This window comes from Leclercia sp. W6, from assembly GCF_003336345.1.
Lineage (GTDB): Bacteria > Pseudomonadota > Gammaproteobacteria > Enterobacterales > Enterobacteriaceae > Enterobacter.
In genome coordinates, this window is record NZ_CP031104.1 from 1,702,139 (window position 1) to 1,728,601 (window position 26,463).

The window sequence follows — 26,463 nt, forward strand, 5'->3', positions numbered from 1 at the left end:
CAAATTTGTGTAACGGAGGGGCTAGATGGCTCTGCAACAAGAGATTATCCAGGCACTGGGTGCTAAACCCACCATCAATGCGGAAGAAGAGATTCGCCGTAGCGTCGATTTTTTGAAATCCTACTTAACCCGGTTCCCGTTCCTGAAAACGCTGGTGCTGGGCATCAGCGGCGGTCAGGACTCTACGCTTGCCGGGAAGCTCGCCCAGATGGCGATCAGCGAACTGCGTGCCGAAACGGGGAATAACGACCTGCAGTTTATCGCGGTACGCCTGCCCTACGGTGTGCAGTTCGACGAGCAGGATTGTCAGGATGCCATCGCGTTCATCCAGCCCGATCGCGTGCTGACCGTCAATATTAAAGAAGCGGTGCTGGCCAGCGAAAAAGCGCTGCGCGATGCGGGCATTGAGCTGAGCGATTTCGTCCGCGGCAACGAAAAGGCTCGCGAGCGCATGAAGGCGCAGTACAGCATCGCCGGGATGACCAGCGGCGTAGTAGTGGGGACAGACCATGCGGCAGAAGCCCTGACCGGCTTCTTCACCAAATATGGCGATGGCGGTACCGACATTAACCCGCTGTTCCGTCTCAACAAGCGCCAGGGCAAACAGCTGCTGGCCGCGCTGGGCTGCCCGGAGCATCTGTACAAGAAAGCCCCTACCGCAGATCTGGAAGACGATCGCCCTTCCCTGCCGGATGAAGCCGCGCTGGGTGTGACCTATGAAAACATTGACGATTATCTGGAAGGCAAGACGCTGGATGAGGCCACCGCCCGCATTATTGAGGGCTGGTATCTGAAGACCGAGCACAAACGTCGCCCGCCGATCACGGTGTTCGACGACTTCTGGAAAGCGTAATTCTGACGAGGCGGCTTATGCCGCCTCTTTTTTAACCACACCACTGCTGCTACACTGTATGCCTGAACAGTATCAGGAGTATGTTGTGAGCAGGCGTCAATCGGCACCGCGGCTTGAATTCGAAGCGGCAGCAATCTATGAATATCCCGAACATCTGCGCCCGTGGCTTGAGGCACTCCCCAAGCAGCCAGGCGTCTACTTCTTTCATGGCGAAAGCGATGCCATGCCGCTTTATATCGGCAAAAGCGTCAATATCCGCAGCCGGGTGCTTTCGCATCTGCGCACGCCGGACGAGGCCGCTATGCTGCGCCAGTCCCGGCGTATCACCTGGACACAAACCGCGGGCGAGCTGGGCGCCCTGCTGCTGGAAGCGCGTTTAATCAAGGAGCAGCAGCCGCTGTTCAATAAACGATTACGCCGCAATCGCCAGCTCTGCTCGCTGCAGATCGCTGAGGGCAAACCGCAGATTGTGTATGCCCGGGAAGTCGATTTCTCCCATACCCCGAACCTGTATGGCCTGTTCGCCAACCGCCGGGCGGCGCTGCAAACCTTACAGACGCTGGCCGACGAGCGACAGCTCTGTTACGGCCTGCTCGGGCTGGAGTCGTTAAGCCGTGGGCGGGCCTGTTTCCGCTCCGCCCTGAAGCGCTGTGCAGGGGCGTGCTGCGGGAAAGAGAGCGTGGAAGAGCATCAGCAGCGGCTGGTTGAGGGGTTGCAGGCGATAGGCGTCACCTGCTGGCCGTGGGACTGCGCCGTGGCGCTGAAAGAGTCGCGCCCGGAGATGACTCACTATCACATTATCCATAACTGGCTCTGGCTGGGCGCGGTGGAAAGCCTGGACGAGGCGGCGGAACTGCTGCGCACGCCCGCCGGTTTTGATCAGGATGGGTATAAAATACTCTGCAAGCCGCTGCTGGCGGGCAAGTATGAGATCATTCCGCTCAGTGGCCTGGAAGCCAGAAAATCTCGCTGAACAGCAGGGTGCCCTCGTCCTTAAGCAATCGCAGGGTATGGTCGCCCTCATGCCAGTACGCGCCCTGATCGGCGGTCAGCAGCTTTTCGCCGAGCTGCCAGGCGCCGCTCAGCACAAACACCACGCCGCCGCGTGACGCGAATGTCGTGAAGGTGCGGTCCGCCACCCGCACCTTAGCCCGACAGCAATCCCGGCGGGTCATGATGTTAAAGTCCATCGACATCTGCCCTTCCAGCAGCTGCGCCTTGACCGGCAGTTCGCCGGCAAAGCTGAAGGGTTGATGACGTCGCAGCGTGTGAGTAAACGCATTTCCACCATCCAGATGCACTTCTCCCCCTTCCAGCAGGGTGATCACCCGATCAACACCGGGGGAAATAGAAAAATCCCCGTTGCTGGCAAGGGAGGCAATACTGGCGCGCCAGTTAAAGTCCCGGGTTGCAGGAGGGAAACAACATATTTCGCGCGTCTCTCCCGCGCCGTTGCGCCAGAGGTTGATCGGCATTTTGCGGATATCGAAGAATTCCATCACCACTCCAAATGGCGCAATACGCGCCAGAGCATCCCGCCCAGGGCGGTCGCTTATTGTTTGTTATCGTTAGGTCGCTGCAGATCAGTATCGGCAGATGTGCGGGTGGGCCTTAGTCTGACGACGAAAAAAGTAACGTCAGAAATTTCAAACACATTCTGCAAATCGATAACAGGAGAATACCGGGATGGCGGCGGCTGGCAAGAGGCTGGAAAAGAAAAAACCGCCGGACCTGCCCACAGCAAATTTGCTTGCGTGGACAAGACTCCGGCGGTCTTGAATAGCTGAACCGATTATTCGGCTGAGGTGGTCATTTTACCTTTCGCCGCGGAACGTTCTGTCAGACGCTTCTCAAAATTGGCATTAAACTGCTTTTTCTGTTCCGGGGTAAGGATGTTGTAAATCTTGTTCTGGGTTTCCATGTGCGCCAGCATGCGGGCTTTATGCTGCTCGGCCATCTTATCAACCTGCGCTTCGGCCTTCGCTTTATCGAAGGAGTCGCTGGCGATGATGTCATGCATTGCGCGGCGCTCCTCTACCGGCGGACGCTTCATCTGGTCACGCTGGCTTTTCATGATGTCGCGGATCTGCTCTTTCTGCGCATCCGTCAGGTTCAGGTCTTTAAACATCATGTCGTGATGCATGCCCGGCTTACCTTTGTGATGCATCATTTTGCCTTCGGTCGGTGCAGCCGTGGTAGTGGTGGCGGTATCAGCGGCGAACGCTGCGCTGGTAGCGCCCAGAGCCAGGGTAGAGGCAACAAACAGTGCAGTTAATTTACGCATAATTTTGTCCTTCCTTTCAGTTATTCTTCGGCGCTATGCCGTGTTGACGAGATTAACTTTACGGGGTTTATCGTCAATTAGTCAGAGCAACGGTAAAACAGTGAAAGTGTAAAAAACAAATTATCGTCAAATATGGAGAAAATAAGGATAAAGCATGGAGAGTTGAAACAAAAATATGCATGAAGATGATTTTAAAGAGATTGTGGAGAAGTATACCGACAAACAGATTAATAATAAAGCAAACAACCAGGAATAATCTGCAATAAACAGCGAGACAGAAGAACTGAATCAGAAAATAAACAGCCCCGCCGCGTTACGCTTTTCGGGGCTGTGACTTATCAGGGGATTTTTTCCAGCATCAGTCCGGCGCGTAAGCCAAACGCCACCGCCGGATTGGGGAAGAGAACATACTCGGTCGGCTTTTGTACTTCATAGCGCTCCTCCCCGTCCTCCGCCAGTAAAACGCCCTGACGGAACGGGGTAAAGTTCAGGGTATGCGCGGCCATATGCAGCACAAAGGCCTCGCTGCGGCGGGTGATCTGCTGCACCACCCGGTACTGCTCGACAGGATCAACATGCTGCTCTGGCGCCTCACCGCTCAACAGGGCATACAGCGCCCGATGAGTCGTGGCGAAGCGGGTCAGATCGTTATGGCCGAACGGCAGCGCTTTGCCCAGTTCCAGCGTACAGGCCAGGGCGCCAAAGCGCTCACAGCTGAAGTGGGTGAAGGTACCCCCCGGGGCCTGATGAAAGACCAGCGCTTCCAGCCCGGCATCGCCGAGCCACTGAATAAACGCCTCATCCCAGGGCTGACTGCGCTGGGGCAGCACGCCAAAGCGCTCATGATACGAGGCGCGAATAGCGGTATGCAGATCCAGATGCCAGCGATCGGGCCCGGCCTGGTGATAAAACGCCTCTACCCGCGCCTCCAGCAGCGCCGCCCGTTCGGTCTCCTCGCAGGCCGGGAACTGCGTTCCGCGCCCGCTGAACAGGCGATTGATATCGCAGGTCAGGTAGCGCTTACCCGCCCTCAGCGCAGGTGGATTGCCATAGATGACAAGCAGGCGGCAGCGCAGCGTCAGCTCGCCGCGAAACAACGCCATGACCAGCAGGTCGACAATTTCCACCGGCGCCGTTTCGTTGCCGTGTATCCCGGCAGAGAGCACCAGGGCTCGCTCGCTGGCTGCCTCCGGGATAAGCTCCAGCACGCCGCGTGCCAGCCAGCGCCAGTGAAACGAAGCCCCTTTGCCTTCCCGTCGGGCGGGCGTTTCATTGGCCATGGTCAGCGCCAGAAAGTTTTCCATCACGCCTCCTTTATTGCTGGAACGGATAGACGGAGCCCAGTTGCAGAATGCGGGTCAGGGCATCCAGCGCCTCGCGCCCTTCTCGTAAAAGCTGCGGATCGATCAGGTCGGCCTGGGTCAATCGATCGCGATAGTAGCGATCCACCCAGTCGTTAAGCGTGTTGAACAGGGTCTCGTTCATCATTACCGCCGGATTGACCGCCCGCTGCTCCTCAGGAGTGAGCACCACGCGCAGGCGCAGACAGGCTGGACCGCCGCCGTTGGCCATGCTTTCGCGCAGATCGAACACCCGCAGCTCGCTGATAGGGTTATCCTCTGCCACCAGCTGATTCAGATAGCGCCAGACGCCAGGATGGTTCTGCGACTCCTGGGGTAGCACCAGCATCATGCTGCCGTCGTCACGGCTCAGCAGTTGGCTGTTAAAGAGATAGGTTGCCACCGCATCCTGCACCGAAACGGCTTCCGTCGGCACCTCAATCGGCATAAATCCGGGCACGCGATCGCCAAGGGCGTGCAGCAGCGCTGACTGGTGAACAAACGCCTGCTCGTGGCAGAACAGCACCTGGCGATTCGAGACCGCAATCACGTCGTTATGGAACACCCCCTGGTCGATCACCAGCGGGTTTTGCTGGGCAAACATCAGCTGGCCCGGATTGACCTGATTCAGGCGGGCAACGGCCTGGCTTGCGGCCAGAGTCTGACGGGCCGGGTAACGGGCAGGCGCGGGACCAGTCCCCTCGTCACGGCCATAGACAAACAGCTGCAGGCCCGGCTCGCCATAATCGCCGCCAAGACGGTTATGGTTAGCCGCCCCTTCGTCGCCGAACATCGCCACCTGCGGCAGCGCTGTATGGACACTGAACCGGGACTCATCGCGGAAAATAGCCCGCAGCACCTGTTCCGTAGTGCCAGCTTCACTGGCGCGGTGGAACTTGTTGTTCAGGTTCGCCACCGTCAGATGCACTTTTCCGTCGAGGGTATCTGCGGAGGGGGCCACCGTCGCGGCGTTGGCGACCCACATGGAGGAGGCCGAACTGGCGGCAGAGAGCAGCTGCGGCATTTGGGTGCCCGCTTTCTCCACCACCTGCTCGTCGCTGCCGGTAAACCCGAGCTGGCGCAGGACGGCGACGTTAGGCCGCTCCTGCGGCGGGATCACCGCCTGAGGAAAACCCGCATCCGCCAGCGCCTTCATTTTTAACAACCCCTGCTTTGCCGCCAGCCGCGGGTTGGAAATCTGAAAACGGTGTTTTGTAGAGGCCTCATTGCCGAAAGACAGCCCGGCATAGTGGTGGGTTAACCCCACCAGCCCGTCGAAGTTAACTTCACGCGCTTTCATGACGCTTCTCCCGTGTAAAATCGAGGCCCGGATTCAGCTGCTCCGGCAGGACGATGGCCGGTGTCTCCAGGCTCGCCATCGGCCAGGCGCAGTAATCCGCCGCATACCAGGCGCTGGCACGATGGTTACCGGAGGCGCCCACCCCGCCAAACGGAGCGGTACTGGCCGCGCCGGTCAGAGGTTTATTCCAGTTGACGATCCCGGCGCGTGCCTCCAGCAGCAGCTGGTCAAATTTCTCGCGTTCCGGGGAGATGAGCCCGCACGACAGGCCGTAGCGTGTGGCGTTTGCCATCGCGATGGCCTGGTCAAAATCGTCATAGCGCCAGACGCAGAGCAGCGGACCAAAGACCTCTTCGTCCGGCACACCGCTCACGCCAGTCATCTCGACGATTGCCGGGGTTAATAAAGAGGTTCCCGCCTTCACCAGCCGCGGCTCCAGCAGCGACTGGCCGCCGCGGGCGACATGTTCCCGCCAGGCGTGGTAGACATTTTTTGCCGCCTGTTCGGAAATCAGCCCGCCGATAAACGGCTGCTCGCTGGCATCCCACTCGCCCGGCAGCAGCCGCCCACTCACCTCAACCAGACGGGCCAGGAAAGCATCCCCTTCAGCGCCGCGTTTCACCAGCAGCCGACGAGCGCAGGTGCAGCGCTGTCCGGCGGTGATAAAGGCTGACTGGATAGTCAGGTGGACCGCGGCATCAATATCCGCCGGGTCATCAACGATCAGGGCATTGTTACCGCCCATCTCAAGGGCGAGAATTTTTTCCGGCTGCCCGGCCAGCTGGCGGTGGAGCTGATAGCCGGTGCCGGCGCTGCCGGTAAAGAGCAGCCCGTCAATGTCGCTCAGTGCACTCAGCGTCTGACCGGTTTCGCGCCCGCCCTGGACGAGATTAAGCACACCCGGCGGCAGCCCGGCCTGCTCCCACAGTTTGACCACCGTCTCGCCGCTCCAGGGCGTCAGCTCGCTCGGCTTGAAGATCACCGTGTTACCCGCCAGCAGGGCGGGCACGATGTGGCCGTTCGGCAGGTGGCCGGGGAAGTTATAGGGGCCGAACACCGCCAGCACGCCGTGCGGACGGTGGCGCAGCGTGGCGGCCCCGTCCGCCATCTCGGTGCGCTGCTCGCCGGTACGGGTGTGGTAGGCCTTCACCGAAATGGCGACCTTGTTGATCATCGCGGTAATTTCGGTCGCCGCCTCCCAGCGCGGTTTGCCGGTTTCGCGGGCAATAATGCTGGTCAGCTCCTGTTTATTGGCCTCCAGCAGGGTGGCAAATTTCTCCACGATCGCCTGGCGAGCGCTGAACGGCAGCTTCGCCCAGCCGGGGAACGCGGCGCGCGCGGCACGGCACGCCTGCTCAACCTGCCCGGGGCTGGCATCCGCCCCCTGCCATAATCTCTCCTGCCCCACCGGGTTATGTTTGCTGCGAAGTTCACCTTCGCCGGTTACCCAGTCACCGTTAATCCATAAGTTCATACCGTTTTCTCCTCGGGGCACAGACGCACCATGCGAATACGATCGCCAGCGCAACATTTCAGGGCATCCAGTTGCGCTGCGGTCAGCACCAGACGTTCACATTCGGGGTCCACGCGGATCAGCGTGGCGCGATAGCTGTCATATTGTTCGTTCGCCACCAGGCAGGCCGGAAACTCACCCGGCGCGGGCTGCCCCTCGGCCACCTCCACCAGACGGCTTTTGCGGATCGCCCGCACCCGGTCGATATCACACTCCAGCGTCGGGCCGCCGTCGAAAATGTCGACATAGTTCCGGTAGCGGAAGCCCTCTTTTTCCAGCACCGCCCGCGCCGGAGCGGTGTGCGGATGGACCTCGCCAATTACCGCCTGCGCCTCGGGGCTGAGGAAATGGGTATAGATAGGATGTTTTGGCATCAGCTCGGCGATAAAAGCTTTCTGCCCGGTGCCGCACAGGTAGTCCGCCTTGCTGAACTCCATGGAGAAGAAGCGCTCGCCCAGGCTTTTCCAGAACGGCGAGAAGCCGGTTTCGTCGATCACGCCGCGCATCTCGGCCACCACTTTTTCGTTAAAGCGATCGCGGAAAGCGGCCATAAACAGAAAGCGCGATTTGGAGAGCAGATAGCCGTTGCCCTCTTTGCGCCACTCCGGGTCGAGAAACAGCGAGCACAGCTCGCTGCTGCCGGTGTGATCGTTACTGAGAAACAGCGTGGGCAGCGCGTTGTAGACGTTCAGCTCTTTCGAGGCATGCACCAGAGTGCCCACACGGTAGTTATACCAGGGATCGTTCAGACCCACCGCCACCTCAATGGCGCAGATCCCCGCCACGGTGCCGGTAACGGTATCTTCCAGCACAAACACGTAGCCCTGTTCGCCTTTCGGCAGCGTCCGTTGCCAGGTCTCAATGGAGCGCTCAATGCGCGCCGAGAGCGTGTTTTCGTCAACGGGAAGCGAGGTCAGCCCGCCTCCCGTCTTACCGGCAAGCTGCATGAGGGCGGATAAATCCCCGCGCTCAATGGGACGGATGACCATCATGATGACACCCCGGACTTCACCTGTTCGCAGGCCAGCGCAAAGCGATCTAACCCGGTCCGCACCTCTTCTTCGCTGACAACCAGCGCAGGCGCGAAGCGCACCACGTTAGCCCCGGCGATCAACACCATCACGCCCGCTTTTGCCGCTTCCTGTGAAATGAGTTTAGCTTTTCCGGCGAATTCATCCGTGAGCACGCAGCCAATCAGCAGCCCCAGCCCGCGAATCTCTTTAAACAGGCCGGTTTTGCTGTTGATGGCCTGAAGACGCTCAACAAACCAGTCGTGACGCTGCTTCACGCCGTTCAGCACTTCCGGCGTGTTGATGATATCCAGCACCTGACCTGCCACCGCCGATGCCAGCGGGTTGCCGCCGTAGGTGGTGCCGTGGGTGCCGACGGTCATCACCCGGGCAAATTTATCGGTGGTGAGCATTGCCCCGACCGGGAAGCCGCCGCCCAGCGCTTTGGCGGTGGAGAGCACATCCGGCGTCACGCCGTAGTGCATATAGGCATAGAGCTCACCGGTACGCCCGACGCCGGTCTGGACTTCATCGAAAATCAGCACCGCGTTGTGGCGATCGCACAGCTCGCGCAGCCCCTGCAGGAACGCTTTATCGGCAGGCACAACGCCGCCTTCGCCCTGCATCGGCTCGACGATCACCGCGCAGGTGGACTCATCAATCAGCTCGCTGGCAGACTGCAGATCGTTATAGACCGCGTGGCGGATATCCGGCGGCAGCGGCGCAAAATCCTGCGAATAGGAAGGCTGACCGCCCGCGCTGACGGTAAACAGGGTGCGGCCGTGGAAGGCATTTTTGAAGGCGACGATGCCGCTTTTGTGGCTGCCAAAATTGTCGTGTGCATATTTACGCGCCAGCTTCAGCGCGGCTTCGTTAGCTTCGGCCCCTGAGTTACAGAAGAACACTTTTTCGGCGAAGGTGGCGTCGATCAGTTTTTTCGCCAGGCGCAGCGCGGGCTCGTTGGTATAGCCATTCCCGGTGTGCCAGAACTTCGCCGCCTGGTCGTTCAGCGCCTGACGCAGCGCCGGATGAGCATGTCCCAGGGCGTTAACCGCAATGCCCCCAGCAAAGTCGATATACTCTTTACCCTGCTGATCCCACAGGCGCGAGCCCTCTCCCCGTACCGGAATAAAAGCCGCCGGGGCGTAAACCGGCATCATCCATTCATCAAAGTTTTCACGCGTAATTGACAGAGACATAGCGACCTCATCCGGTAAATAAAAGGTTGATAAAATGTTAAATATTTATGTGTTTGCCCTGTGAATGTAGATTGCAGCGTTCGTGCCAGCCAGCGATAAAAATGCATAAACGGGAGGGGGTAACGAAATATCAACAGGTTACAACATGGAGTTATTCACTGTTATTGCATAAAAAGTGAATATTTTTACAACAAGCGCAGCTTTACCGAAGGAAAAACAGAAATATTATGCATAGGCCAAATATAATTCTGGAATTGTGATCGCTCGCGAAATTTGTATACCTTTTACGCGCCATCGGAGGGCGTAACGCGCCAGAACGGTGCAGAAATTGCACTATCGGCAGGGTCTGTTGCAGTAATGGGTGGAACATACGCAGCGGCGGCAGTCAGCGGGATGAAATTCTGCTACCATCCTTGCACTATTCACCTTGCACTGGCAGCGACTATGAAATTTGTCTCTTTTAATATCAACGGCCTGCGCGCCCGTCCTCATCAACTGCAGGCCATCGTCGAAAAACATCAGCCTGACGTCATTGGCCTGCAGGAGACAAAAGTTCACGACGATATGTTCCCCCTCGAAGAGGTGGCAAAACTGGGTTACAACGTCTTCTATCACGGTCAAAAAGGTCATTACGGCGTGGCGCTGCTCACCAAAGAGACACCAGTCTCGGTGCGACGCGGCTTCCCGGGAGACGGTGAAGATTCCCAGCGCCGCATCATCATGGCGGAAATACCCACACCGCTTGGCAACATCACTGTCATCAATGGTTACTTCCCGCAGGGCGAGAGCCGTGACCATCCGCTGAAATTCCCGGCCAAAGAGAAGTTCTACCAGGACCTTCAGTCCTTCCTCGAAACCGAGCTGAAGAAAGACGATCCGGTGCTGATCATGGGCGACATGAATATCAGCCACACCGATCTGGATATCGGCATCGGTGAAGAGAGCCGCAAGCGCTGGCTGCGCGCCGGGAAGTGCTCCTTCCTGCCGGAGGAGCGCGAGTGGATGGCCCGTCTGATGGATTGGGGTCTGGTGGATACCTTCCGCCACGCCAACCCGGAGACCCAGGATCGCTTCTCATGGTTCGATTACCGCTCTAAGGGCTTTGACGATAACCGCGGCCTGCGCATCGATCTGCTGCTGGCAAGCAATCCGCTGGCGGAGCGCTGCATCGAAACCGGGATCGACTACGAGATCCGCAGCATGGAAAAACCGTCCGACCATGCCCCGGTCTGGGCGACCTTCGACGTGAAGTAAATGGCTGTACGTCGCGGTAAAGTTCTGCTTATTTGCGCCCTTCTGGGCGCTTTTACCCTTCTCTTTAAGCTACTGCCGCCCGGAATGCTGACGCTGGAAAACCTTCAGGCGCAGCATCAGGCCCTGCAGCAATACTGCCAGCAGGCCCCGCTGCAAAGCGCCGCCCTCTTTTTTATTCTCTATGTGCTGGTCACTACCCTGTCGCTGCCGGGCGCTGCGGTGTTGACCCTGCTCGGCGGGGCGCTGTTTGGCCTGTGGCCGGGAATTGTGCTGGTGTCATTCGCCTCGACGCTGGGGGCCACGCTGGCGATGCTGAGCAGCCGCTACCTGCTGCGGGACTGGGTGCAGCGCCGTTTTGCCGGGCCAATGCGCACGGTTAACGACGGTGTCTCGCGGGACGGGGCGTTCTACCTCTTTGCCCTGCGCCTGATGCCGCTGTTTCCGTTCTTTATGGTCAACCTGCTAGCCGGAATCGCCCCGATCGGATTGTGGCGCTACTGGTGGGTCAGTCAGCTCGGCATGCTGCCAGGGGCAATCGTCTACCTTAATGCCGGACACCAGCTGGGGCAGATCGCCGCGCTGCGTGATATCCTTTCACCCGGCGTGGTCATTGCCTTTACGCTACTGGGGCTGCTGCCGCTTACCACCCGCTGGCTGTTCGCCCGCTTTTCCCGCACTTCTTCATAACAGAGAGGCACTATGCGCCGTGTGCGTTTTTGCATGTTGTTAACGGGCCTGCTGATGGCAGGATACGCGCTGGCCGATGACGGCTGGCAGAAAATCAAAGAGGATGCCCGCGGCCAGACCGTCTGGTTTAACGCCTGGGGCGGCGATGAGGCGGTGAACCGCTACCTGGACTGGGTGAGCGGGGAGATGAAAAGCCATTACGCCATAAACCTGAAGATTGTCCGTCTGGCGGATGCTGCCGACGCGGTGAAGCGCATTCAGACCGAGGCCAGCGCCGGGCGTAAAACCAACGGTTCGGTGGATCTGCTGTGGGTCAACGGCGAGAACTTCCGCACCCTCAAAACCGCCGGGCTGTTGCAGACCGGCTGGGCGCAAATGCTCCCTAACTGGCGCTATGTGGATACCACGAAACCAGTCACCGAAGATTTTGCCATCCCGACCGAGGGAGCCGAGTCTCCGTGGGGCAGCGCCCAGCTGACCTTTATCGCCAGCCGCAAGAGCCTGCCGCAACCGCTGGCCGACCCGCAGGCGCTACTGACATACGCCACGCAACATCCCGGCACCATCACCTATCCGCGCCCGCCCGACTTTACCGGCACCGCGTTTCTGGAACAGCTGCTGCTGACGCAAACCACCCAGCCGGAGGCGCTGAAACAGCCGCCGGACAGCGCCACCTTTGCCCGGGTGACCGCGCCGCTGTGGGCCTGGCTGGATAAGCTACATCCTTATCTGTGGCGCGAGGGCAAAGACTTCCCGCCTTCACCGGCGCGGATGGATGCCCTGCTGGCCAGCGGCAATTTAAACCTGTCGATCACCTTTAACCCGGCCCACGCCCGGCAGAAAGTGGCCAGCAAAGCGCTGCCCGCAGACAGCTACAGCTTTGGTTTTCAGCAGGGGATGATCGGCAACGTACACTTTGTGGCGATCCCGGCCAACGCCTCCGCCAGCGCGGGGGCGAAAGTCGTCGCGAATTTCTTGCTCTCGCCGCAGGCACAGATCCGCAAGGCGGACCCGGCTAACTGGGGCGATCCCACTGTGCTGGATCCACAAAAACTCCCGGCGGCAGCGGCGGATAAATTGCGCCAGTTTATGCCGGCTGAGCTTCCGCCAACGCTCGCTGAACCACATGCCGCCTGGGTGAATGCGCTGGAGCAGGAATGGCTGCGTCGTTACGGCACCCACTAAGCGGGCTTGCCTGGCTGCTGATGGCGGCGGTGTACCTGCCGTTACTGCCCGCCTTCGGCCTGCTGCTACCCCCGATTTTCTCCCTTGAGAACTGGCGGGCGCTGGCTGCCGATCCGCAGATCCCGCAGGCGCTGGCCGCCACTCTGGTTTCCACCCTGATTGCCGCCGCCGGGGCGCTGATACTGGCCCTGGCGGTGGTGGCCGCGCTGTGGCCTGGCAGCCGCTGGCGACGCCTGTGCAACCACCTGCCGTGGCTGCTGGCGATCCCGCACGTGGCGTTTGCCGTCAGCGTGCTGCTGATATTTGCCGAAGGGGGAGAACTCTATCGCCTCTGTTCTCTCTGTTCACCGATAGTGGATCGCTACGGGATCGGCCTGGGGCTGACCCTTGCCGTCAAGGAGAGCGCCTTTGTGGTCTGGGCGATTTACGCCTCGCTGCCGGAAAAAGAGCTGGCGCAAAAGGTGACGATCCTGCGATCGCTGGGTTACGGACGCTGGCAGGCGCTGCGCTGGCTGATCCTGCCCGCCATTGCGCCTGCGCTGGGGGCGGTGATGCTGGCGGTGATCGCCTGGTCGCTGTCGGTGGTGGATGTGGCCCTGATCCTCGGGCCGGGTAATCCCCCCACCCTGGCAGTGCTGGCGTGGCAGTGGCTGACGCAGGGGGACAGCGTCCAGCAGGCGAAGGGGATGCTGGTATGCGTGATCCTGCTTCTGCTGCTGGAGCTGATTGCCATCGCGATATTTATCAGCTGGCGGCGCTGGCGCACCACTATTCCGGCCATCTCCGGGGAGCGCCCGATGCCGCGTCCGCTGCTTCTGGGGCGAGCCTGCGGCCTGCTGCTCCCCCTTGCCGGGATCGCCAGCATCGCGGTGCTGGTTCTGGTCGCGGGCAATGCCAGTGTTTCGCGGGAGACGGCCGGGATGAGCCTGACGCTGGGGCTGCTCTCAGCGGGGATAGCGCTGGGGATGATCCTCCTCTGGCTGGAGTGGGGACCACAGCGCGGAGGCTTCTGGGTCTGGCTGCCGCTGGCCCTTCCCGCCCTGCCGCTGGTGGCCGGGCAGTACAGGCTGGCGCTGCTGTTGCAGCTGGACGGGCAGTTTGTCGCCGTGCTGTGGGGACATTTGTTGTGGGTGCTGCCGTGGATGCTGCTGGTGATGCAACCGGCCTGGCGCAGGCTCGATCCGCGTATGATCCTGACAGCCCGCACCCTCGGCTGGGGATCGCTTAAAATTTTCTGGCTGATCAAATGCCCGCAGATGATCCGCCCGGCACTGACGGCGTTTGCCGTCGGCTTTTCCGTCAGCGTGGCGCAGTATCTGCCCACCCTGTGGCTGGGGAGCGGACGGTTTGCCACCCTCACCACCGACGCGGTGGCGCTCAGCAGCGGCGGCAGTAGCGCGGTGTTGGCAGCCCAGGCGCTCTGGCAACTGCTGCTGCCGATGCTGGTTTTCGCCGCCTGCATTTTGCTTTCCCGGCTGGTTGGCCGTTTTCGACAAGGGTTACGTTAATGCTTGTGGTCAAGGATGTTTCGCTCTCTCTGCGCCAGACGGCGCTGCTGCACAACGTCAGTTTTTCGGTGGTGCCCGGCGAAATTCTCACCCTGATGGGCCCTTCCGGCAGCGGCAAATCGTCGCTGTTTGCCTGGATGGTGGGCGCCCTGCCCGCAGATTTTCGCGCCGAAGGGGAGCTGTGGATCAACGCCCGGCGCTGCGACACACTGCCCACCGAACAGTGCGGGCTGGGTCTGCTGTTTCAGGATGCACTGCTTTTTGATCATTTCAGCGTCGGACAGAATTTGCTGCTGGCGCTTCCGGCGTCCATCAAAGGGGAGCAGCGTAAACAGCAGGTAATCGCGGCGCTGGATGCCGTCGATTTGCCCGGTTTCTTTCAGCGCGATCCCGCCACGCTGTCCGGCGGGCAGCGCGCCCGGGTCAGCCTGCTGCGCGCGCTGCTGGCCCGGCCCCAGGCGCTGCTGCTTGATGAACCCTTTAGCCGACTGGATAAAACGCTGCGCGACCAGTTTCGCCGCTGGGTCTTTGCCGAAGTGCGCGCCCGGCGAATTCCCGTCGTTCAGGTGACCCACGATGAAGAGGATATTCCCGCAGAGGGTCGGGTGCTGGCGATGGAAAACTGGCGATGAATCCCATGGCAACCTGCGCAAACGCAACGTTTTTTGTCGGGAGGATTGCCACAATCACCGCTCTTTTTTCTTACGACGGGCATTTCGATGAAACGTGTTTCTCAACTGACCGCGCTGACCGCCGCGTTAGGTCTCGCCTCTTTCTTTTCTTTTGCCGCTGATATGGCGCCCTCCCTCACACTTGCAGAGCTTCAGCAGCAGAAAGGCGCGGTGATCGATACCCGCATCAGCGCCTTTTACAACGGCTGGCCCCAGACGCTGAACGGCCCATCCGGCCATGAACCTTCGGCCCTTAACCTCTCTGCCAGCTGGCTGGGTGCCATGACCGAGGCGCAGCTGAAAGCCTGGGCCATGCGGCATCAACTGACGCTGGCCACCCCCATCGCGTTATATGGCAGCGACAGCGATAACCAGGCCGTGAAGGCGCGGCTGACTGAAGCGGGCTTCAGCAACATCACCCTTCTCGGTGATGCACTGCAAACCCCGTCTCGCCTGCAGCGTCTCGCCCATTTCGAACAGCTGGTCTATCCCCAGTGGCTGCATCAGCTCCAGCAGGGAAAACCGGTCCCTGCCGCCCCTGCTGGCGAGTGGAAAGTGATTGAGGCCGCCTGGGGTGCGCCGAAACTTTACCTTCTGAGCCACATTCCCGGTGCGGACTATATCGATACCAACGAAGTGGAAAGCGAGCCGCTGTGGAACAAGGTCTCTGACGCCGATCTGAAGGCGATGCTGGCGAAACACGGCATCCGCCATGACACCACGGTGATCCTCTACGGACGCGATGTCTACGCCGCCGCGCGCGTGGCGCAGATCATGCTGTATGCCGGCGTGAAAGATGTACGCCTGCTGGACGGCGGCTGGAAAGCGTGGGATGACGCGAAGCTGCCGGTCGAGCGCGGAACGCCCGACAAGGTCAAACCGGCTGCCGATTTTGGCGCGCCGATCCCCGGTCAGCCGCAGCTGATGCTGAGCACCGAACAGGCCCGCGGCCTGCTGCATCGTCAGGACGCTTCGCTGGTGAGCGTTCGCTCGTGGCCGGAGTTTACCGGTGTCACCAGCGGCTACAGCTACATTAAACCCAAAGGTGAAATCCAGGGCGCCCGCTGGGGCCACGCCGGAAGCGACTCGACCCATATGGAGGATTTCCATAACCCGGACGGCACCATGCGCAGCGCGGATGATATCGCCGGGATGTGGAAGCAGTGGAACATTCTGCCGGATCAGCAGGTGGCCTTTTACTGCGGCACCGGCTGGCGGGCATCAGAAACCTTTATGTATGCCCGGGCGATGGGCTGGAAACATGTCGGTGTCTATGACGGCGGCTGGTATGAGTGGAGCAGCAACCCGCAGAACCCGGTGGTGAGCGGTGAACGCGGGCCAGACAGTTCACTCTGATCCCGGCTGGCGCTGAACCTCCTTCAGCGTCAGATACCCGCTCCAGATACGCGTTGTGGTGGTAAGCCAGCACAACGCGCCAAACACCCACGCCAGCCACCCGAAATGCGCCGGGAACAGGCAAAAGAGCACGAACAGCAGCAGCGTTTCCGTCCCCTCCGTCAGGCCACCCAGATAGTAAAACGACTTGTGGGCATAGCCTGGATTGTCTATCTCGTGCTTCGCGGCCAGAGCGGCAAACGCCAGAAAACTGCTCCCGGTGCCGATAAAGGCAAACAGCAGCCAGGCGGCTGGCAACGCATTGTTAACCGGATCCGCCAGGGCAAAGCCAAAGGGCACCAGGGCATAGAAGAGGAAGTCGAGGGAGATATCGAGAAAGCCTCCGGCATCGCTCAGCCCGCGCCGCCGGGCCAGCGCGCCGTCCAGCCCATCGAGCAAGCGGTTCAGCAGAATAGCCACCAGCGCCGCCAGGTACCAGCCCAGCGCCAGAAACGGCAGCGCCAGTACCCCGATGGCAAAGCCGATCAGCGTAATACCATCCGGGGTGATACCCGGTTTATCCAGGGTTGCGACCAGCCGGTTGAGTAGCGGCTTGATGCGTGGATGAAGGTGACGGTCAAGCATCGGTTTTTTCTCCTCTCATCGCGCATAACCCCTGGGAGGGGATATCCAGCGCCGCGTTAAAGCGGGCGGATAAATTTTGAAAACCAATCAGCGCCGTCATCTCGGTAATCGCCTCGTCATTGAAGTACTTGCGCAGCGCCACTTTGGTGTCCTCATCCACCACCGGCGGCGTGGCGGTAACGGCTTCCGCATAGGCCAGCGCGGCGCGCTCTTCTTCGCTGAACAGGCTGCTGTCGCGCCATGTCGCGACGGCCTGCACCTTATCCAGCCCGCCGCTGCGTTCCGCCAGGCGCAGGGCGTTGGCATCGATGCAGAAGGCGCAGTGGCAAATTTGCGAGACGCGGGTCATCAGCAGCGAACGCAGCACCGGCTCAAGGGGCGATTTTTTGCGTTCCAGAAAGCCTACAAACAGCGCCACCAGCCAGAACAGCCGGGGCATTCTTCCCCACCAGCGCAGCGGATTAAGCACTGCGCCATAATGTTTTTTCTGCATTGCCGCGACAGGCGTTAGAATGGTGGGAATGGATTCGATGGGTTTAACCCAGACGGGTGGTCTCTCGTTCACAGGATGCTCCTGGCGTGTTAAGTGCGCAGATCCTAACTCTTTTTCTTTTATTCATTATTGACGACCATGCTAAAAACACTCGATGTTGTCTGCGCTATTCTCGAACGGGATGGCAAAATTTTACTGGCGCAACGCCCGCTACATGCGGATCAGCCCGGTCTGTGGGAGTTTGCCGGGGGGAAAGTGGAGGCGGGGGAAACCCAGCCCGATGCCCTGGTGCGTGAGCTGCGCGAAGAGCTGGGCATTGAGGCCTGCCCCGCAAATTATATCGCCAGCCACCAGCGTGAAGTGTCCCGGCGGCTGATTAACCTGCACGCCTGGCACGTCCCGGCGTTTACCGGCACGCCCGAAACGCACTACCACAGCCAGCTGGTGTGGTGCTCTCCGCGCGAGGCGCTGGGCTACGATCTCGCCCCGGCGGACATTCCCCTGCTGGAAGCCTTTATTCTCTTACGCGACGCCAGACCAGAGGATTGGTGCTGATGGCGTGCTGATCGCGCTGGCACTGCAACAGCACTCCCTCCGCTTTTACCACCGCCCCTTCTGAATAGTTCTGATCCTGATAGATGCAGCACTGGTTACACGGCGGTGGACGCTGACCGCTGGAGCTAAAGATCTCCGGCGGGATATTCACATCCACCCCGGTTCCAAACCGCTGGTCGGCCTGACTGCCAGCCGCGAAAACCCCAAGCAAAACAGCCATCACAATACGCTTCATCGACGCTTCTTCCTGTTATGTTCTGATATTCACTATAACGGTAAAAACAGCGCGGAGCTTTAATCCCCCCTCGGTCATCGTTTTTTATTATGACCCGGCGCGTTTAATGAATTTAACTTGAGGACGAAATTTAGCTTGCGTCACAAAGCCTGTCGGGTGGTATAGTCGAAAAACACAACATCACGAAGATATTTGTTACAAATTAAATAATCCCAATATATTAGAGGAACTTATAGTTATGGACCAGGCTTGCTCCCTTGACTCCTTTCTGAATCGTGTTCAGCAGCGTGACCCGCATCAGAGCGAATTTGCTCAGGCAGTCCGTGAAGTGATGACCACTCTCTGGCCATTCCTGGAACAAAACCCCCGCTACCGTCAGATGTCCCTGCTTGAGCGCCTGGTAGAACCCGAGCGCGTGATTCAGTTCCGTGTGGTCTGGGTTGATGACCGTAACCAGGTGCAGGTGAATCGTGCCTGGCGCGTACAGTTCAACTCGGCGATCGGCCCGTTCAGGGGGGGCATGCGTTTCCATCCGTCGGTAAACCTGTCGATCCTGAAGTTCCTCGGCTTTGAACAGACCTTTAAAAATGCCCTCACCACTCTGCCGATGGGCGGCGGCAAAGGCGGCAGCGATTTTGATCCAAAAGGCAAAAGCGAAGGCGAAGTGATGCGTTTCTGCCAGGCGCTGATGACGGAACTCTATCGTCACCTGGGCGCCGATACCGACGTCCCGGCTGGCGATATCGGGGTTGGCGGACGCGAAGTGGGCTTTATGGCCGGGATGATGAAAAAACTCTCCAACAACAGCGCCTGCGTCTTTACCGGGAAAGGCCTCTCCTTCGGCGGCAGCCTGATCCGCCCGGAAGCCACCGGTTACGGTCTGGTCTATTTCACTGAAGCGATGCTGAAGCGTCATGGGATGAGCTTTGAGGGCATGCGTGTCGCCGTATCCGGCTCTGGCAACGTGGCACAGTACGCTATCGAAAAAGCGATGCAGTTCGGCGCACGCGTCATCACCGCCTCTGACTCCAGCGGCACCGTGGTGGATGAAGCGGGCTTCACAACCGAAAAACTGGCGCGCCTGTGCGAAATCAAAGCCAGCCGCGACGGTCGCGTGGCCGACTATGCCCGTGAATTCGGTCTGACCTACCTTGAAGGCAAACAGCCGTGGTCGGTGCCGGTGGATATCGCCCTGCCGTGCGCCACCCAGAACGAGCTGGACGTCGAGGCGGCGCGCCAGCTGATCGCCAACGGCGTGAAAGCGGTAGCTGAAGGGGCCAACATGCCCACCACCATTGAAGCCACCGACCTGTTCCTGGAAGCGGGCGTACTGTTCGCCCCGGGTAAAGCGGCTAACGCGGGCGGCGTGGCGACCTCTGGCCTCGAAATGGCGCAAAATGCCGCACGCATGGGCTGGAAGGCGGAGAAAGTGGATGCGCGTCTGCACCACATCATGCTGGATATTCACCACGCCTGCGTCGAATACGGCGGGGAAGAGAAGCAGACCAACTACGTTCGCGGGGCGAACATCGCCGGGTTCGTGAAAGTCGCCGATGCGATGATGGGTCAGGGTGTGATCTGATTCTGTTGCGCCGGGTGGCGACTACGCCTTACCCGGCCTACAAAAGTACGAACCGTAGGCCGGGTAAGCGCAGCGCCACCCGGCAATTCTTTACGCCGCACTCTTCTTCTTAAACTTTTTCTTCTTGTCGCCGCCCGGCGCCACCATACCGCGAAAATCCCTTACTGACGTGTTTCGCGCCTGGTTGATCAGATCGAACAGCGTACCCACCAGCGGCTGCATAAAGTCCTGATAGCGACACTGCTTTTCGCTAATCTGGGTCAGCACCGACTCCCAGTGGGCGGTCATGTCTGGCCTGGCGGCCATCTCCGGCAGGGAGTGGATCAGCGCCCTTCCGGCATCCGTTGAGTGGATATAACGTCCTTTCTTATGCAGAAAACCGCGTTTGAACAGCAGCTCAATGATCCCGGCACGGGTCGCTTCCGTTCCCAGGCCGTCAGTGGCGCGGAGGATCTTCTTCAGATCTTTATCCTGCACAAAACGGGCGATACCGGTCATCGCGGAGAGCAGCGTGGCGTCGGTAAAGTGCCGCGGCGGCTGGGTCTGTCGCTCCACCACTTCGCCCTTTTCGCACAGCAATTCATCCTCTTTTTTCACCACCGGCAGCGGCGTGCCGTCGTTCTCCTCGTCCCGCTCTTTATTGCCCAGCAGCGCGCGCCAGCCCGCTTCGGCGAGGAAACGCGCCTTGGCAATAAACTTGCCTTTGGCGATCTCCAGCTCAATGACGCACTTGCGGAACACCGCATCCGGGCAGAACTGCATCAGATACTGACGGGCAACGAGGTTATACACCTTCGATTCGTTATCCGTCAGACTGACATTGCTGCTGCGGGCCGTCGGGATGATGGCGTGGTGGGCATCCACCTTTTTATCGTCCCAGCAGCGGTTGCGGGTATCCGGGTTGACCGCCGGCTGTGGCACGAGATCGGGGGCGTGTACGGCAATGGCGTTCAGCACCGCGTGGCGCCCGGCGAAATGCTCTTCCGGCAGATAGCGGCTGTCGGAACGCGGGTAGGTAATGAGTTTGTGCGTTTCATACAGCTTCTGGCAGATATCGAGCACGTTTTGCGCGCTCAGGCCGTAACGTTTTGCCGCCTCGATCTGCAAAGCAGAAAGGGAGAACGGCAGCGGCGCGGGTTCTGATTCCCGTTTATCGTTATAGCTGGTGACGACGGCGGGCTGACCCTGGATGCGGGTCACCACATGATCGGCCAGCGGACGATGCAGCAGGCGTCCCTCTTCATCCTGATAGGGTTCGCAGGCCTCGCTCGGCTGCCAGACTGCAGTAAAGCGTTCGTCCTTCGGGGTGACAATATGGGCTTTTACTTCGAAGAAGTCTTTGGCGACAAAGTTCTCGATCTCTTCATCACGGCGCACCACCAGCCCCAGCACCGGCGTCTGCACCCGGCCCACCGAGAGCACCCCCTGATAACCCGCGTTGCGCCCGAGAATGGTATAGGCGCGGGTCATGTTGATGCCGTAGAGCCAGTCAGCGCGGGCGCGGGCCAGCGCCGACACGCACAGCGGGACAAACTCGCTGTTGGCGCGCAGACGGGTGATGGCCCGCTCTACCGCCTGCGGGTTGAGGTCGTTAATCAGACAGCGCTGCACCTGCTGGCGTTTTTCCGGCGCCAGACTCAGGTAATCCAACACTTCATCCACCAGCAGTTGCCCTTCCCTGTCCGGGTCACCGGCGTGGATCACCTCGGATGCCTCGTTCAGTAACCGCTTAATGACGTTGAGCTGTTTGGTGACCGACGGGCGCGGCTGCAGCTGCCACTTCTCCGGCACGATGGGCAGATCGTTAAGATTCCAGCGCGCATAGCGGCTGTCGTAGGCGTCCGGCTGGGCCTGCTCCAGCAGGTGGCCGATACACCAGGTGACCACCTGCCCGTTTCCGCACTCAATATAGCCGTCACCCTTGCGATGCGGCTTGGGTAATACGTCCGCAATCGCCCGGGCGAGGCTGGGTTTTTCGGCAATAAATAACCGCATTGAATTAACGGATCTCAATCATCGGACGGCCACCGCGGGCGGTCACCAGCTCGCCAATGGCGGTCAGGGTGATACCGTACTCGGCGGCGGTCGCGCGCACCGCCTCTTCGGCGTCTGGCGTCACGGCCAGCAGCAGGCCGCCGGAGGTCTGCGGATCGCACAGCAGATCGCGCCATTCGGCAGGCATCTCGCCCATCAGATGGCCGTAGCTGGCGAAGTTACGCTGTGTGCCGCCCGGGACCGCGCCTTGCGCAATATAGGCTTCCACGCCAGGTAGCTTCGGCACGTCCTGATACCAGACCTGCGCCTGCACGCCTGCGCCCTGGCACACTTCGCTCAGGTGGCCCAGCAGGCCAAAACCGGTGACGTCGGTCATCGCCTTCACGCCCTCGATGTTGGCAAAGGCAGCACCAGCAAGGTTCATCTGGCACATCACCTCGGTCGCCAGCCCTTTGTGCTCAGGCAGCAGCAGCGATTTTTTCTCGGCGGTGGTGAGCACGCCAATGCCCAGCGGCTTGGTGAGGAACAGCTTGCAGCCCGCTTCCGCGGTGCTGTTGCGCTTAACGCGCTCCGTGGGCACCACGCCGGTCACCGCCAGGCCAAAAATCGGCTCGGGGGCATCAATGGAGTGGCCACCCGCCAGGGCGATCCCCGCCTGCTGGCAGGCGAAACGCCCGCCCTCGATCACGTCGCGGGCGATCTCCGGGGCCAGGGTGTTAATCGGCCAGCCAAGGATCGCAATCGCCATGATCGGCTTACCGCCCATCGCAAAAATGTCGCTGATGGCGTTAGTGGCCGCGATGCGCCCGAAGTCGTAGGGATTGTCGACGATCGGCATAAAGAAATCGGTGGTGCTGATAATGCTGGTGCCGTTACCCAGATCGTAGACGGCAGCATCATCGCGGGTTTCATTGCCAACAAGCAGGTTCGGGTCGATAAACTTCGCCTGCTCGCTGTGCAGAATGGTTTCCAGCACTTTGGGGGAAATTTTACAACCGCAACCGGCTCCATGGCTGTATTGCGTTAAACGAATGGCTTGCTCGCTCATGACAATCTCCTTTCATTACAATTGCACTATGTTAGCGCTCATTCCATTAAGTGATAAGTATGACTGTCTGAATTCTGCTGCACTTGCTCAGGATCCAGACAGTTTTATGCCATTAATCAGAAACGGGTGACAAAAGGCGTGGTGTCGGGCACGGAGACGTTGGTCGAGGCTTTAAGCTGCGGGGTGCCCAGATAGAGGAAACCGACGATTTTATCGTCTGCGCCACAGTCCAGACCTTCGCGGACCACCGGGCTGTCGGTCAGTGCGCCGCTGCGCCAGATACCGTTATAGCCCTGGGCGACCGCCGCCATCTGCATCGCCATGACCGCGCAGCCCGCGGACATCTCCTGTTCCCACACCGGCACCTTGTGCTGCGGCTGGCATTTCGCGACCACAGCGATAATCATCGGTGCGCGGAACGGGGCGTTGCGGGCTTTTTCAATCGCTTTTTCATCCTGCCCGGCGGCGATAGCGCCTTTCTCCAGCAGGGCGCTGAAGCGTTCGCGCCCTTCACCCTCTATGATAAAGAAATGCCAGGGCTGTAAGGTGCCATGATCAGGGGCACGCATTCCGGCGCGAAGAATATTCTCCAGCTGTTCGCCTGCTGGCGCGGGCTCCGCCAGACGCGCTGCGCTACGACGGTTAACAAGCAGTTCGAGTGCATCCATTGGGTTAACTCCTGTCTTGAAATTTACTCAAAATTAACACGACGGCAGATTTTGTTACAGCGTAGCAGGCGATTCCTGCTGACAAGTGACGGTCGGGTCATTACGATAGCCCGACAACGCCGTCCAGTAGCGACGGAATAGGTAATTATCTGGACAGGGAGAATACATGCGAACCCTCTGGCGACTGTTTGCCGGCTTTTTTAAATGGACGTGGCGACTGCTGAATTTCGTCCGCAACCTGGTGATGAACCTCTTTTTCATCCTGTTTGTGATAGTTTGCGTCGGTGTCTGGATGCACCTCAGCGCCTCCAGCCAGAGTCAGAGCGCCGGGCGTGGCGCGCTGCTGCTGGATATCGCCGGCGTGGTGGTGGATAAACCTTCCACCAGCAATCGCCTTGGCGTGCTGGGCCGCCAGCTGTTTGGCGCCAGCGGCGACCGCCTGCAGGAAAACTCGCTGTTCGATATCGTCGACGCCATTCGTCAGGCGAAGGACGATCGCAACATCACCGGCATCGTGCTGGATCTGAAAAATTTTGCCGGGGCAGATCAGCCTTCGATGCAGTATATCGGTAAAGCGCTGCGGGAATTCCGCGACAGCGGCAAACCGGTGATTGCGGTGGGCGATAACTACAGCCAGGGGCAGTACTATCTGGCGAGCTTTGCCAATAAAGTGTGGCTCTCGCCGCAGGGCGCCGTCGATCTGCACGGTTTTGCCACTAACGGCCTCTATTACAAATCGCTGCTCGATAAGCTGAAGGTCACCACCCACGTCTTCCGCGTCGGGACCTATAAATCTGCCGTTGAGCCATTTATCCGCGACGATATGTCCCCTGCCGCCCGTGAAGCGGACAGCCGCTGGATTGGCGAACTGTGGCAGAACTACCTCAGCACCGTGGCCGCTAACCGCCAGATCACCACCGAGCAGGTCTTCCCGGGCGCGCAGGGCGTGCTGGATGGGCTGCGTAAGGTTGATGGCGATACCGCGAAATATGCGCTGGATAACAAGCTGGTGGATGCCCTAGGCTCAAGCGCCGAAATTGAAAAGTCCCTGACCAAACAGTTCGGCTGGAGCAAAGAGGAGAAGAACTACAGCGCCATCAGTTTCTATGATTATCAGGCGAAAAAACGTGCCGATACCGGGGACAGCATCGCCGTGGTCTTCGCGAACGGGGCGATCATGGATGGCGAAGAGACGCCGGGCAACGTCGGTGGCGATACCACTGCCGCGCAGATCCGCGACGCGCGCCTCGACCCGAAAGTGAAAGCGATTGTGCTGCGGGTTAACAGCCCGGGCGGCAGCGTCAGCGCATCGGAAGTGATCCGCGCTGAGCTGGCAGCCGCGCGCGCCGCCGGGAAACCGGTAGTGGTCTCCATGGGCGGTATGGCAGCATCCGGTGGCTACTGGATCTCCACCCCGGCGAACTACATCGTGGCGAACCCGAGCACCCTTACCGGCTCCATCGGCATCTTCGGGGTGATTAACACCGTTGAAAACAGCCTCGACTATCTGGGGGTGCATACCGATGGCGTCGCCACGTCGCCGCTGGCCGACATCGCCGTGACCAAAGCGTTACCGCCGGAAGTGTCGCAGATGATGCAGCTCAGCATTGAGAATGGCTATAAGCGCTTCATCACCCTGGTGGCCGACTCCCGTAAGCGAACCCCGGAACAGATCGACCAGATTGCTCAGGGTCATGTCTGGACGGGTCAGGATGCGAAGAGCAACGGTCTGGTGGATAACCTGGGCGACTTCGATGATGCCGTCGCCAAAGCTGCTGAACTGGCGAAGCTGAAGCAGTGGCACGTCGATTTCTATCAGGATGAGCCAACCTTCATGGATCTCGTAATGGACAGCGTCTCCGGCTCGGTAAAAGCCATGCTGCCAGACGCGCTGCAGGCTTACCTGCCCGCTCCGATCGCTACGGCGGCGAAAGCGGTCAAAGCCGAGGGCGACAAGCTGGCCGCCTTTAACGATCCGCAAAACCGCTACGCGTTCTGCCTTACCTGCGCTAACGTACGTTAAATCTTATCCCCTCTTCCGCAAAGAGGGGATTTTTCTTTGAAGCCCAAGAACATTACATCATGCAAAAGAAATCAATTTATGTGGCCTATACCGGCGGTACCATCGGTATGCAGCGTTCAGAAAATGGCTACATCCCGGTATCTGGCCATCTGCAGCGCCAGCTGGCATTAATGCCTGAATTCCACCGCCCGGAGATGCCGGACTTCACTATTCACGAATATGATCCGCTGATGGACTCTTCCGACATGACCCCGGAAGACTGGCAGCACATCGCCGACGACATTAAAGCGCATTACGACGACTACGATGGCTTTGTGATCCTGCACGGCACCGACACCATGGCGTTTACCGCCTCGGCGCTCTCTTTTATGCTGGAAAACCTCAGTAAGCCGGTGATCGTCACCGGATCGCAGATCCCGCTGGCGGAGCTGCGTTCCGACGGGCAGATCAACCTGCTTAACTCCCTGTACGTGGCGGCCAATTTCCCGATTAACGAAGTCAGCCTGTTCTTCAATAACCGGCTCTACCGCGGAAACCGCACCACCAAGGCCCACGCGGACGGCTTTGATGCTTTTGCCTCACCGAACCTCACGCCACTGCTGGAAGCGGGTATTCATATTCGCCGCCTCGGTACGCCTCCGGCGCCGCACACCTCCGGCGAGCTGGTGGTCCATCCGATCACCCCGCAGCCGATTGGCGTGGTGACGATCTACCCGGGCATCTCCGCCGAGGTGGTACGTAACTTCCTGCGTCAGCCGGTGAAAGCGCTGATCCTGCGCTCCTACGGCGTGGGTAACGCCCCGCAGAACGGCGAGTTCCTGAAAGAGCTTCAGGAGGCGAGCAGCCGTGGGATCGTGGTGGTGAACCTGACCCAGTGTATGTCCGGTAAAGTGAACATGGGCGGCTACGCCACCGGTAACGCCCTGGCGCAAGCGGGGGTCGTGAGCGGATTCGATATGACGGTCGAGGCCACGCTGACTAAACTTCACTACTTACTCAGTCAGGATCTGGATGTGCAGGCGATCCGCACCGCGATGATGCAAAACCTGCGTGGCGAACTGACGCCAGACGAATAAGGAG

25 protein-coding genes are annotated in these 26,463 nt (G+C 59.7%); 12 read left to right on the top strand and 13 right to left on the bottom strand.

Going from position 1 to position 26,463, the window contains the following annotated elements:
* The first annotated feature begins 25 nt into the window (after window positions 1–25).
* Both nadE and cho read left to right on the top strand, forming a co-directional pair.
* Window positions 26–853, top strand: a complete 828-nt coding sequence (gene nadE / locus DVA43_RS08325; RefSeq protein WP_114315241.1) for an ammonia-dependent NAD(+) synthetase — start codon at window positions 26–28, stop codon at window positions 851–853.
* An 85-nt stretch (window positions 854–938) separates the two neighbouring features.
* The gene (gene cho, locus DVA43_RS08330) at window positions 939–1,826 is read left to right on the top strand and encodes an excinuclease Cho (RefSeq protein WP_103823834.1); all 888 of its coding nucleotides are present in this window, start codon (window positions 939–941) and stop codon (window positions 1,824–1,826) included.
* Here the strand turns inward: cho and ves are convergent.
* From ves to DVA43_RS08365, 7 genes are all read right to left on the bottom strand, one after another.
* A complete protein-coding gene (ves, locus tag DVA43_RS08335; protein ID WP_114315242.1) occupies window positions 1,795–2,352 on the bottom strand; it encodes an environmental stress-induced protein Ves in 558 nt (185 codons plus the stop codon). The two genes, cho and ves, sit on opposite strands and share 32 nt — an antisense overlap.
* A 293-nt stretch (window positions 2,353–2,645) precedes the next feature.
* The gene (gene spy / locus DVA43_RS08340) at window positions 2,646–3,137 is read right to left on the bottom strand and encodes an ATP-independent periplasmic protein-refolding chaperone Spy (RefSeq protein ID WP_103823832.1); all 492 of its coding nucleotides are present in this window, start codon (window positions 3,135–3,137) and stop codon (window positions 2,646–2,648) included.
* 338 nt (window positions 3,138–3,475) lie between these two features.
* On the bottom strand, window positions 3,476–4,441 hold the full coding sequence (gene astE, locus DVA43_RS08345; RefSeq protein WP_114315243.1) for a succinylglutamate desuccinylase: 966 nt from the start codon (window positions 4,439–4,441) through the stop codon (window positions 3,476–3,478).
* A 10-nt stretch (window positions 4,442–4,451) separates the two neighbouring features.
* Complete coding sequence (gene astB, locus DVA43_RS08350) at window positions 4,452–5,777, bottom strand: N-succinylarginine dihydrolase (RefSeq protein WP_114315244.1); 1,326 nt, start codon at window positions 5,775–5,777, stop codon at window positions 4,452–4,454.
* Window positions 5,764–7,251: a succinylglutamate-semialdehyde dehydrogenase gene (astD, locus tag DVA43_RS08355; RefSeq protein ID WP_114315245.1), complete on the bottom strand. Its 1,488-nt coding sequence runs from the start codon at window positions 7,249–7,251 to the stop codon at window positions 5,764–5,766. Before astD ends, astB begins: the two co-directional genes overlap by 14 nt.
* Complete coding sequence (astA, locus tag DVA43_RS08360; RefSeq protein WP_114315246.1) at window positions 7,248–8,282, bottom strand: arginine N-succinyltransferase; 1,035 nt, start codon at window positions 8,280–8,282, stop codon at window positions 7,248–7,250. The genes astD and astA overlap by 4 nt, the downstream gene beginning before the upstream one ends.
* Window positions 8,279–9,499 carry an aspartate aminotransferase family protein gene (locus DVA43_RS08365; RefSeq protein ID WP_103179275.1) on the bottom strand — a complete coding sequence of 407 codons (1,221 nt, stop codon included), beginning with the start codon at window positions 9,497–9,499 and terminating at the stop codon, window positions 8,279–8,281. The genes astA and DVA43_RS08365 overlap by 4 nt, the downstream gene beginning before the upstream one ends.
* 444 nt (window positions 9,500–9,943) lie before the next feature.
* Between DVA43_RS08365 and xthA the strand changes: the two genes are divergently transcribed.
* The 6 genes from xthA (at window position 9,944) to DVA43_RS08395 (ending at window position 16,160) form a co-directional block, all read left to right on the top strand.
* Complete coding sequence (xthA, locus tag DVA43_RS08370; protein WP_114315247.1) at window positions 9,944–10,753, top strand: exodeoxyribonuclease III; 810 nt, start codon at window positions 9,944–9,946, stop codon at window positions 10,751–10,753.
* Window positions 10,754–11,440, top strand: coding sequence for a TVP38/TMEM64 family protein (locus DVA43_RS08375; RefSeq protein ID WP_114315248.1), 687 nt, complete (start codon window positions 10,754–10,756; stop codon window positions 11,438–11,440). It begins immediately after the preceding gene.
* A gap of 21 nt (window positions 11,441–11,461) precedes the next feature.
* Window positions 11,462–12,625, top strand: a complete 1,164-nt coding sequence (locus tag DVA43_RS08380; RefSeq protein ID WP_371414032.1) for an ABC transporter substrate-binding protein — start codon at window positions 11,462–11,464, stop codon at window positions 12,623–12,625.
* Window positions 12,598–14,133 (top strand): thiamine ABC transporter permease, encoded by a 1,536-nt coding sequence (locus DVA43_RS08385; protein ID WP_114315250.1) that lies wholly within the window; start codon window positions 12,598–12,600, stop codon window positions 14,131–14,133. Before DVA43_RS08380 ends, DVA43_RS08385 begins: the two co-directional genes overlap by 28 nt.
* Complete coding sequence (locus DVA43_RS08390) at window positions 14,133–14,765, top strand: ATP-binding cassette domain-containing protein (RefSeq protein WP_114315251.1); 633 nt, start codon at window positions 14,133–14,135, stop codon at window positions 14,763–14,765. Before DVA43_RS08385 ends, DVA43_RS08390 begins: the two co-directional genes overlap by 1 nt.
* A gap of 87 nt (window positions 14,766–14,852) precedes the next feature.
* Complete coding sequence (locus tag DVA43_RS08395) at window positions 14,853–16,160, top strand: sulfurtransferase (protein ID WP_114315252.1); 1,308 nt, start codon at window positions 14,853–14,855, stop codon at window positions 16,158–16,160.
* Here DVA43_RS08395 and DVA43_RS08400 read toward each other — a convergent pair.
* Window positions 16,152–16,784 carry a CDP-alcohol phosphatidyltransferase family protein gene (locus DVA43_RS08400; protein ID WP_114315253.1) on the bottom strand — a complete coding sequence of 211 codons (633 nt, stop codon included), beginning with the start codon at window positions 16,782–16,784 and terminating at the stop codon, window positions 16,152–16,154. The two genes, DVA43_RS08395 and DVA43_RS08400, sit on opposite strands and share 9 nt — an antisense overlap.
* Complete coding sequence (locus DVA43_RS08405) at window positions 16,777–17,277, bottom strand: carboxymuconolactone decarboxylase family protein (RefSeq protein WP_114317100.1); 501 nt, start codon at window positions 17,275–17,277, stop codon at window positions 16,777–16,779. Before DVA43_RS08405 ends, DVA43_RS08400 begins: the two co-directional genes overlap by 8 nt.
* A gap of 138 nt (window positions 17,278–17,415) precedes the next feature.
* Between DVA43_RS08405 and DVA43_RS08410 the strand changes: the two genes are divergently transcribed.
* Window positions 17,416–17,832 carry a pyrimidine (deoxy)nucleoside triphosphate diphosphatase gene (locus DVA43_RS08410; RefSeq protein ID WP_114315254.1) on the top strand — a complete coding sequence of 139 codons (417 nt, stop codon included), beginning with the start codon at window positions 17,416–17,418 and terminating at the stop codon, window positions 17,830–17,832.
* On the opposite strand, the gene DVA43_RS08415 is transcribed toward DVA43_RS08410, so the two are convergent.
* Window positions 17,792–18,067, bottom strand: coding sequence for a YnjH family protein (locus DVA43_RS08415; RefSeq protein WP_114315255.1), 276 nt, complete (start codon window positions 18,065–18,067; stop codon window positions 17,792–17,794). The genes DVA43_RS08410 and DVA43_RS08415 overlap by 41 nt on opposite strands.
* A 238-nt stretch (window positions 18,068–18,305) precedes the next feature.
* On the opposite strand from DVA43_RS08415, the gene gdhA reads away from it, so the two are divergent.
* Window positions 18,306–19,649, top strand: coding sequence for an NADP-specific glutamate dehydrogenase (gene gdhA, locus DVA43_RS08420; protein WP_114315256.1), 1,344 nt, complete (start codon window positions 18,306–18,308; stop codon window positions 19,647–19,649).
* A 90-nt stretch (window positions 19,650–19,739) separates the two neighbouring features.
* On the opposite strand, the gene DVA43_RS08425 is transcribed toward gdhA, so the two are convergent.
* The 3 genes from DVA43_RS08425 to DVA43_RS08435 all read right to left on the bottom strand — a co-directional run bounded on the left by DVA43_RS08425 (window position 19,740) and on the right by DVA43_RS08435 (window position 23,360).
* Window positions 19,740–21,644 carry a DNA topoisomerase III gene (locus DVA43_RS08425; RefSeq protein ID WP_114315257.1) on the bottom strand — a complete coding sequence of 635 codons (1,905 nt, stop codon included), beginning with the start codon at window positions 21,642–21,644 and terminating at the stop codon, window positions 19,740–19,742.
* Window positions 21,645–21,648: 4 nt separating this feature from the next.
* Window positions 21,649–22,692 carry a selenide, water dikinase SelD gene (gene selD / locus DVA43_RS08430; protein ID WP_114315258.1) on the bottom strand — a complete coding sequence of 348 codons (1,044 nt, stop codon included), beginning with the start codon at window positions 22,690–22,692 and terminating at the stop codon, window positions 21,649–21,651.
* 116 nt (window positions 22,693–22,808) lie between these two features.
* On the bottom strand, window positions 22,809–23,360 hold the full coding sequence (locus DVA43_RS08435; RefSeq protein ID WP_114315259.1) for an NAD(P)H nitroreductase: 552 nt from the start codon (window positions 23,358–23,360) through the stop codon (window positions 22,809–22,811).
* 166 nt (window positions 23,361–23,526) lie between these two features.
* On the opposite strand from DVA43_RS08435, the gene sppA reads away from it, so the two are divergent.
* Together sppA and ansA are read left to right on the top strand one after the other, a co-directional pair.
* Window positions 23,527–25,383: a signal peptide peptidase SppA gene (gene sppA / locus DVA43_RS08440; RefSeq protein WP_114315260.1), complete on the top strand. Its 1,857-nt coding sequence runs from the start codon at window positions 23,527–23,529 to the stop codon at window positions 25,381–25,383.
* A gap of 59 nt (window positions 25,384–25,442) precedes the next feature.
* Window positions 25,443–26,459, top strand: a complete 1,017-nt coding sequence (gene ansA / locus DVA43_RS08445) for an asparaginase (protein ID WP_103179260.1) — start codon at window positions 25,443–25,445, stop codon at window positions 26,457–26,459.
* Window positions 26,460–26,463: the final 4 nt, after the last annotated feature.

Bases quoted from the DNA above. Each gene is read 5' to 3' on its own strand.
- DVA43_RS08425 (WP_114315257.1), bottom strand. From the start codon at position 21,644: ATGCGGTTATTTATTGCCGAAAAACCCAGCCTCGCCCGGGCGATTGCG.
- astE (WP_114315243.1), bottom strand. From the start codon at position 4,441: ATGGAAAACTTTCTGGCGCTGACCATGGCCAATGAAACGCCCGCCCGA.
- astB (WP_114315244.1), bottom strand. From the start codon at position 5,777: ATGAAAGCGCGTGAAGTTAACTTCGACGGGCTGGTGGGGTTAACCCAC.
- ansA (WP_103179260.1), top strand. From the start codon at position 25,443: ATGCAAAAGAAATCAATTTATGTGGCCTATACCGGCGGTACCATCGGT.
- DVA43_RS08405 (WP_114317100.1), bottom strand. From the start codon at position 17,277: ATGCAGAAAAAACATTATGGCGCAGTGCTTAATCCGCTGCGCTGGTGG.
- DVA43_RS08435 (WP_114315259.1), bottom strand. From the start codon at position 23,360: ATGGATGCACTCGAACTGCTTGTTAACCGTCGTAGCGCAGCGCGTCTG.
- astA (WP_114315246.1), bottom strand. From the start codon at position 8,282: ATGATGGTCATCCGTCCCATTGAGCGCGGGGATTTATCCGCCCTCATG.
- astD (WP_114315245.1), bottom strand. From the start codon at position 7,251: ATGAACTTATGGATTAACGGTGACTGGGTAACCGGCGAAGGTGAACTT.
- DVA43_RS08400 (WP_114315253.1), bottom strand. From the start codon at position 16,784: ATGCTTGACCGTCACCTTCATCCACGCATCAAGCCGCTACTCAACCGG.
- selD (WP_114315258.1), bottom strand. From the start codon at position 22,692: ATGAGCGAGCAAGCCATTCGTTTAACGCAATACAGCCATGGAGCCGGT.
- DVA43_RS08375 (WP_114315248.1), top strand. From the start codon at position 10,754: ATGGCTGTACGTCGCGGTAAAGTTCTGCTTATTTGCGCCCTTCTGGGC.
- ves (WP_114315242.1), bottom strand. From the start codon at position 2,352: ATGGAATTCTTCGATATCCGCAAAATGCCGATCAACCTCTGGCGCAAC.
- spy (WP_103823832.1), bottom strand. From the start codon at position 3,137: ATGCGTAAATTAACTGCACTGTTTGTTGCCTCTACCCTGGCTCTGGGC.
- sppA (WP_114315260.1), top strand. From the start codon at position 23,527: ATGCGAACCCTCTGGCGACTGTTTGCCGGCTTTTTTAAATGGACGTGG.
- DVA43_RS08415 (WP_114315255.1), bottom strand. From the start codon at position 18,067: ATGAAGCGTATTGTGATGGCTGTTTTGCTTGGGGTTTTCGCGGCTGGC.
- DVA43_RS08385 (WP_114315250.1), top strand. From the start codon at position 12,598: ATGGCTGCGTCGTTACGGCACCCACTAAGCGGGCTTGCCTGGCTGCTG.
- DVA43_RS08395 (WP_114315252.1), top strand. From the start codon at position 14,853: ATGAAACGTGTTTCTCAACTGACCGCGCTGACCGCCGCGTTAGGTCTC.
- DVA43_RS08390 (WP_114315251.1), top strand. From the start codon at position 14,133: ATGCTTGTGGTCAAGGATGTTTCGCTCTCTCTGCGCCAGACGGCGCTG.
- gdhA (WP_114315256.1), top strand. From the start codon at position 18,306: ATGGACCAGGCTTGCTCCCTTGACTCCTTTCTGAATCGTGTTCAGCAG.
- xthA (WP_114315247.1), top strand. From the start codon at position 9,944: ATGAAATTTGTCTCTTTTAATATCAACGGCCTGCGCGCCCGTCCTCAT.
- nadE (WP_114315241.1), top strand. From the start codon at position 26: ATGGCTCTGCAACAAGAGATTATCCAGGCACTGGGTGCTAAACCCACC.
- DVA43_RS08365 (WP_103179275.1), bottom strand. From the start codon at position 9,499: ATGTCTCTGTCAATTACGCGTGAAAACTTTGATGAATGGATGATGCCG.
- DVA43_RS08410 (WP_114315254.1), top strand. From the start codon at position 17,416: ATGCTAAAAACACTCGATGTTGTCTGCGCTATTCTCGAACGGGATGGC.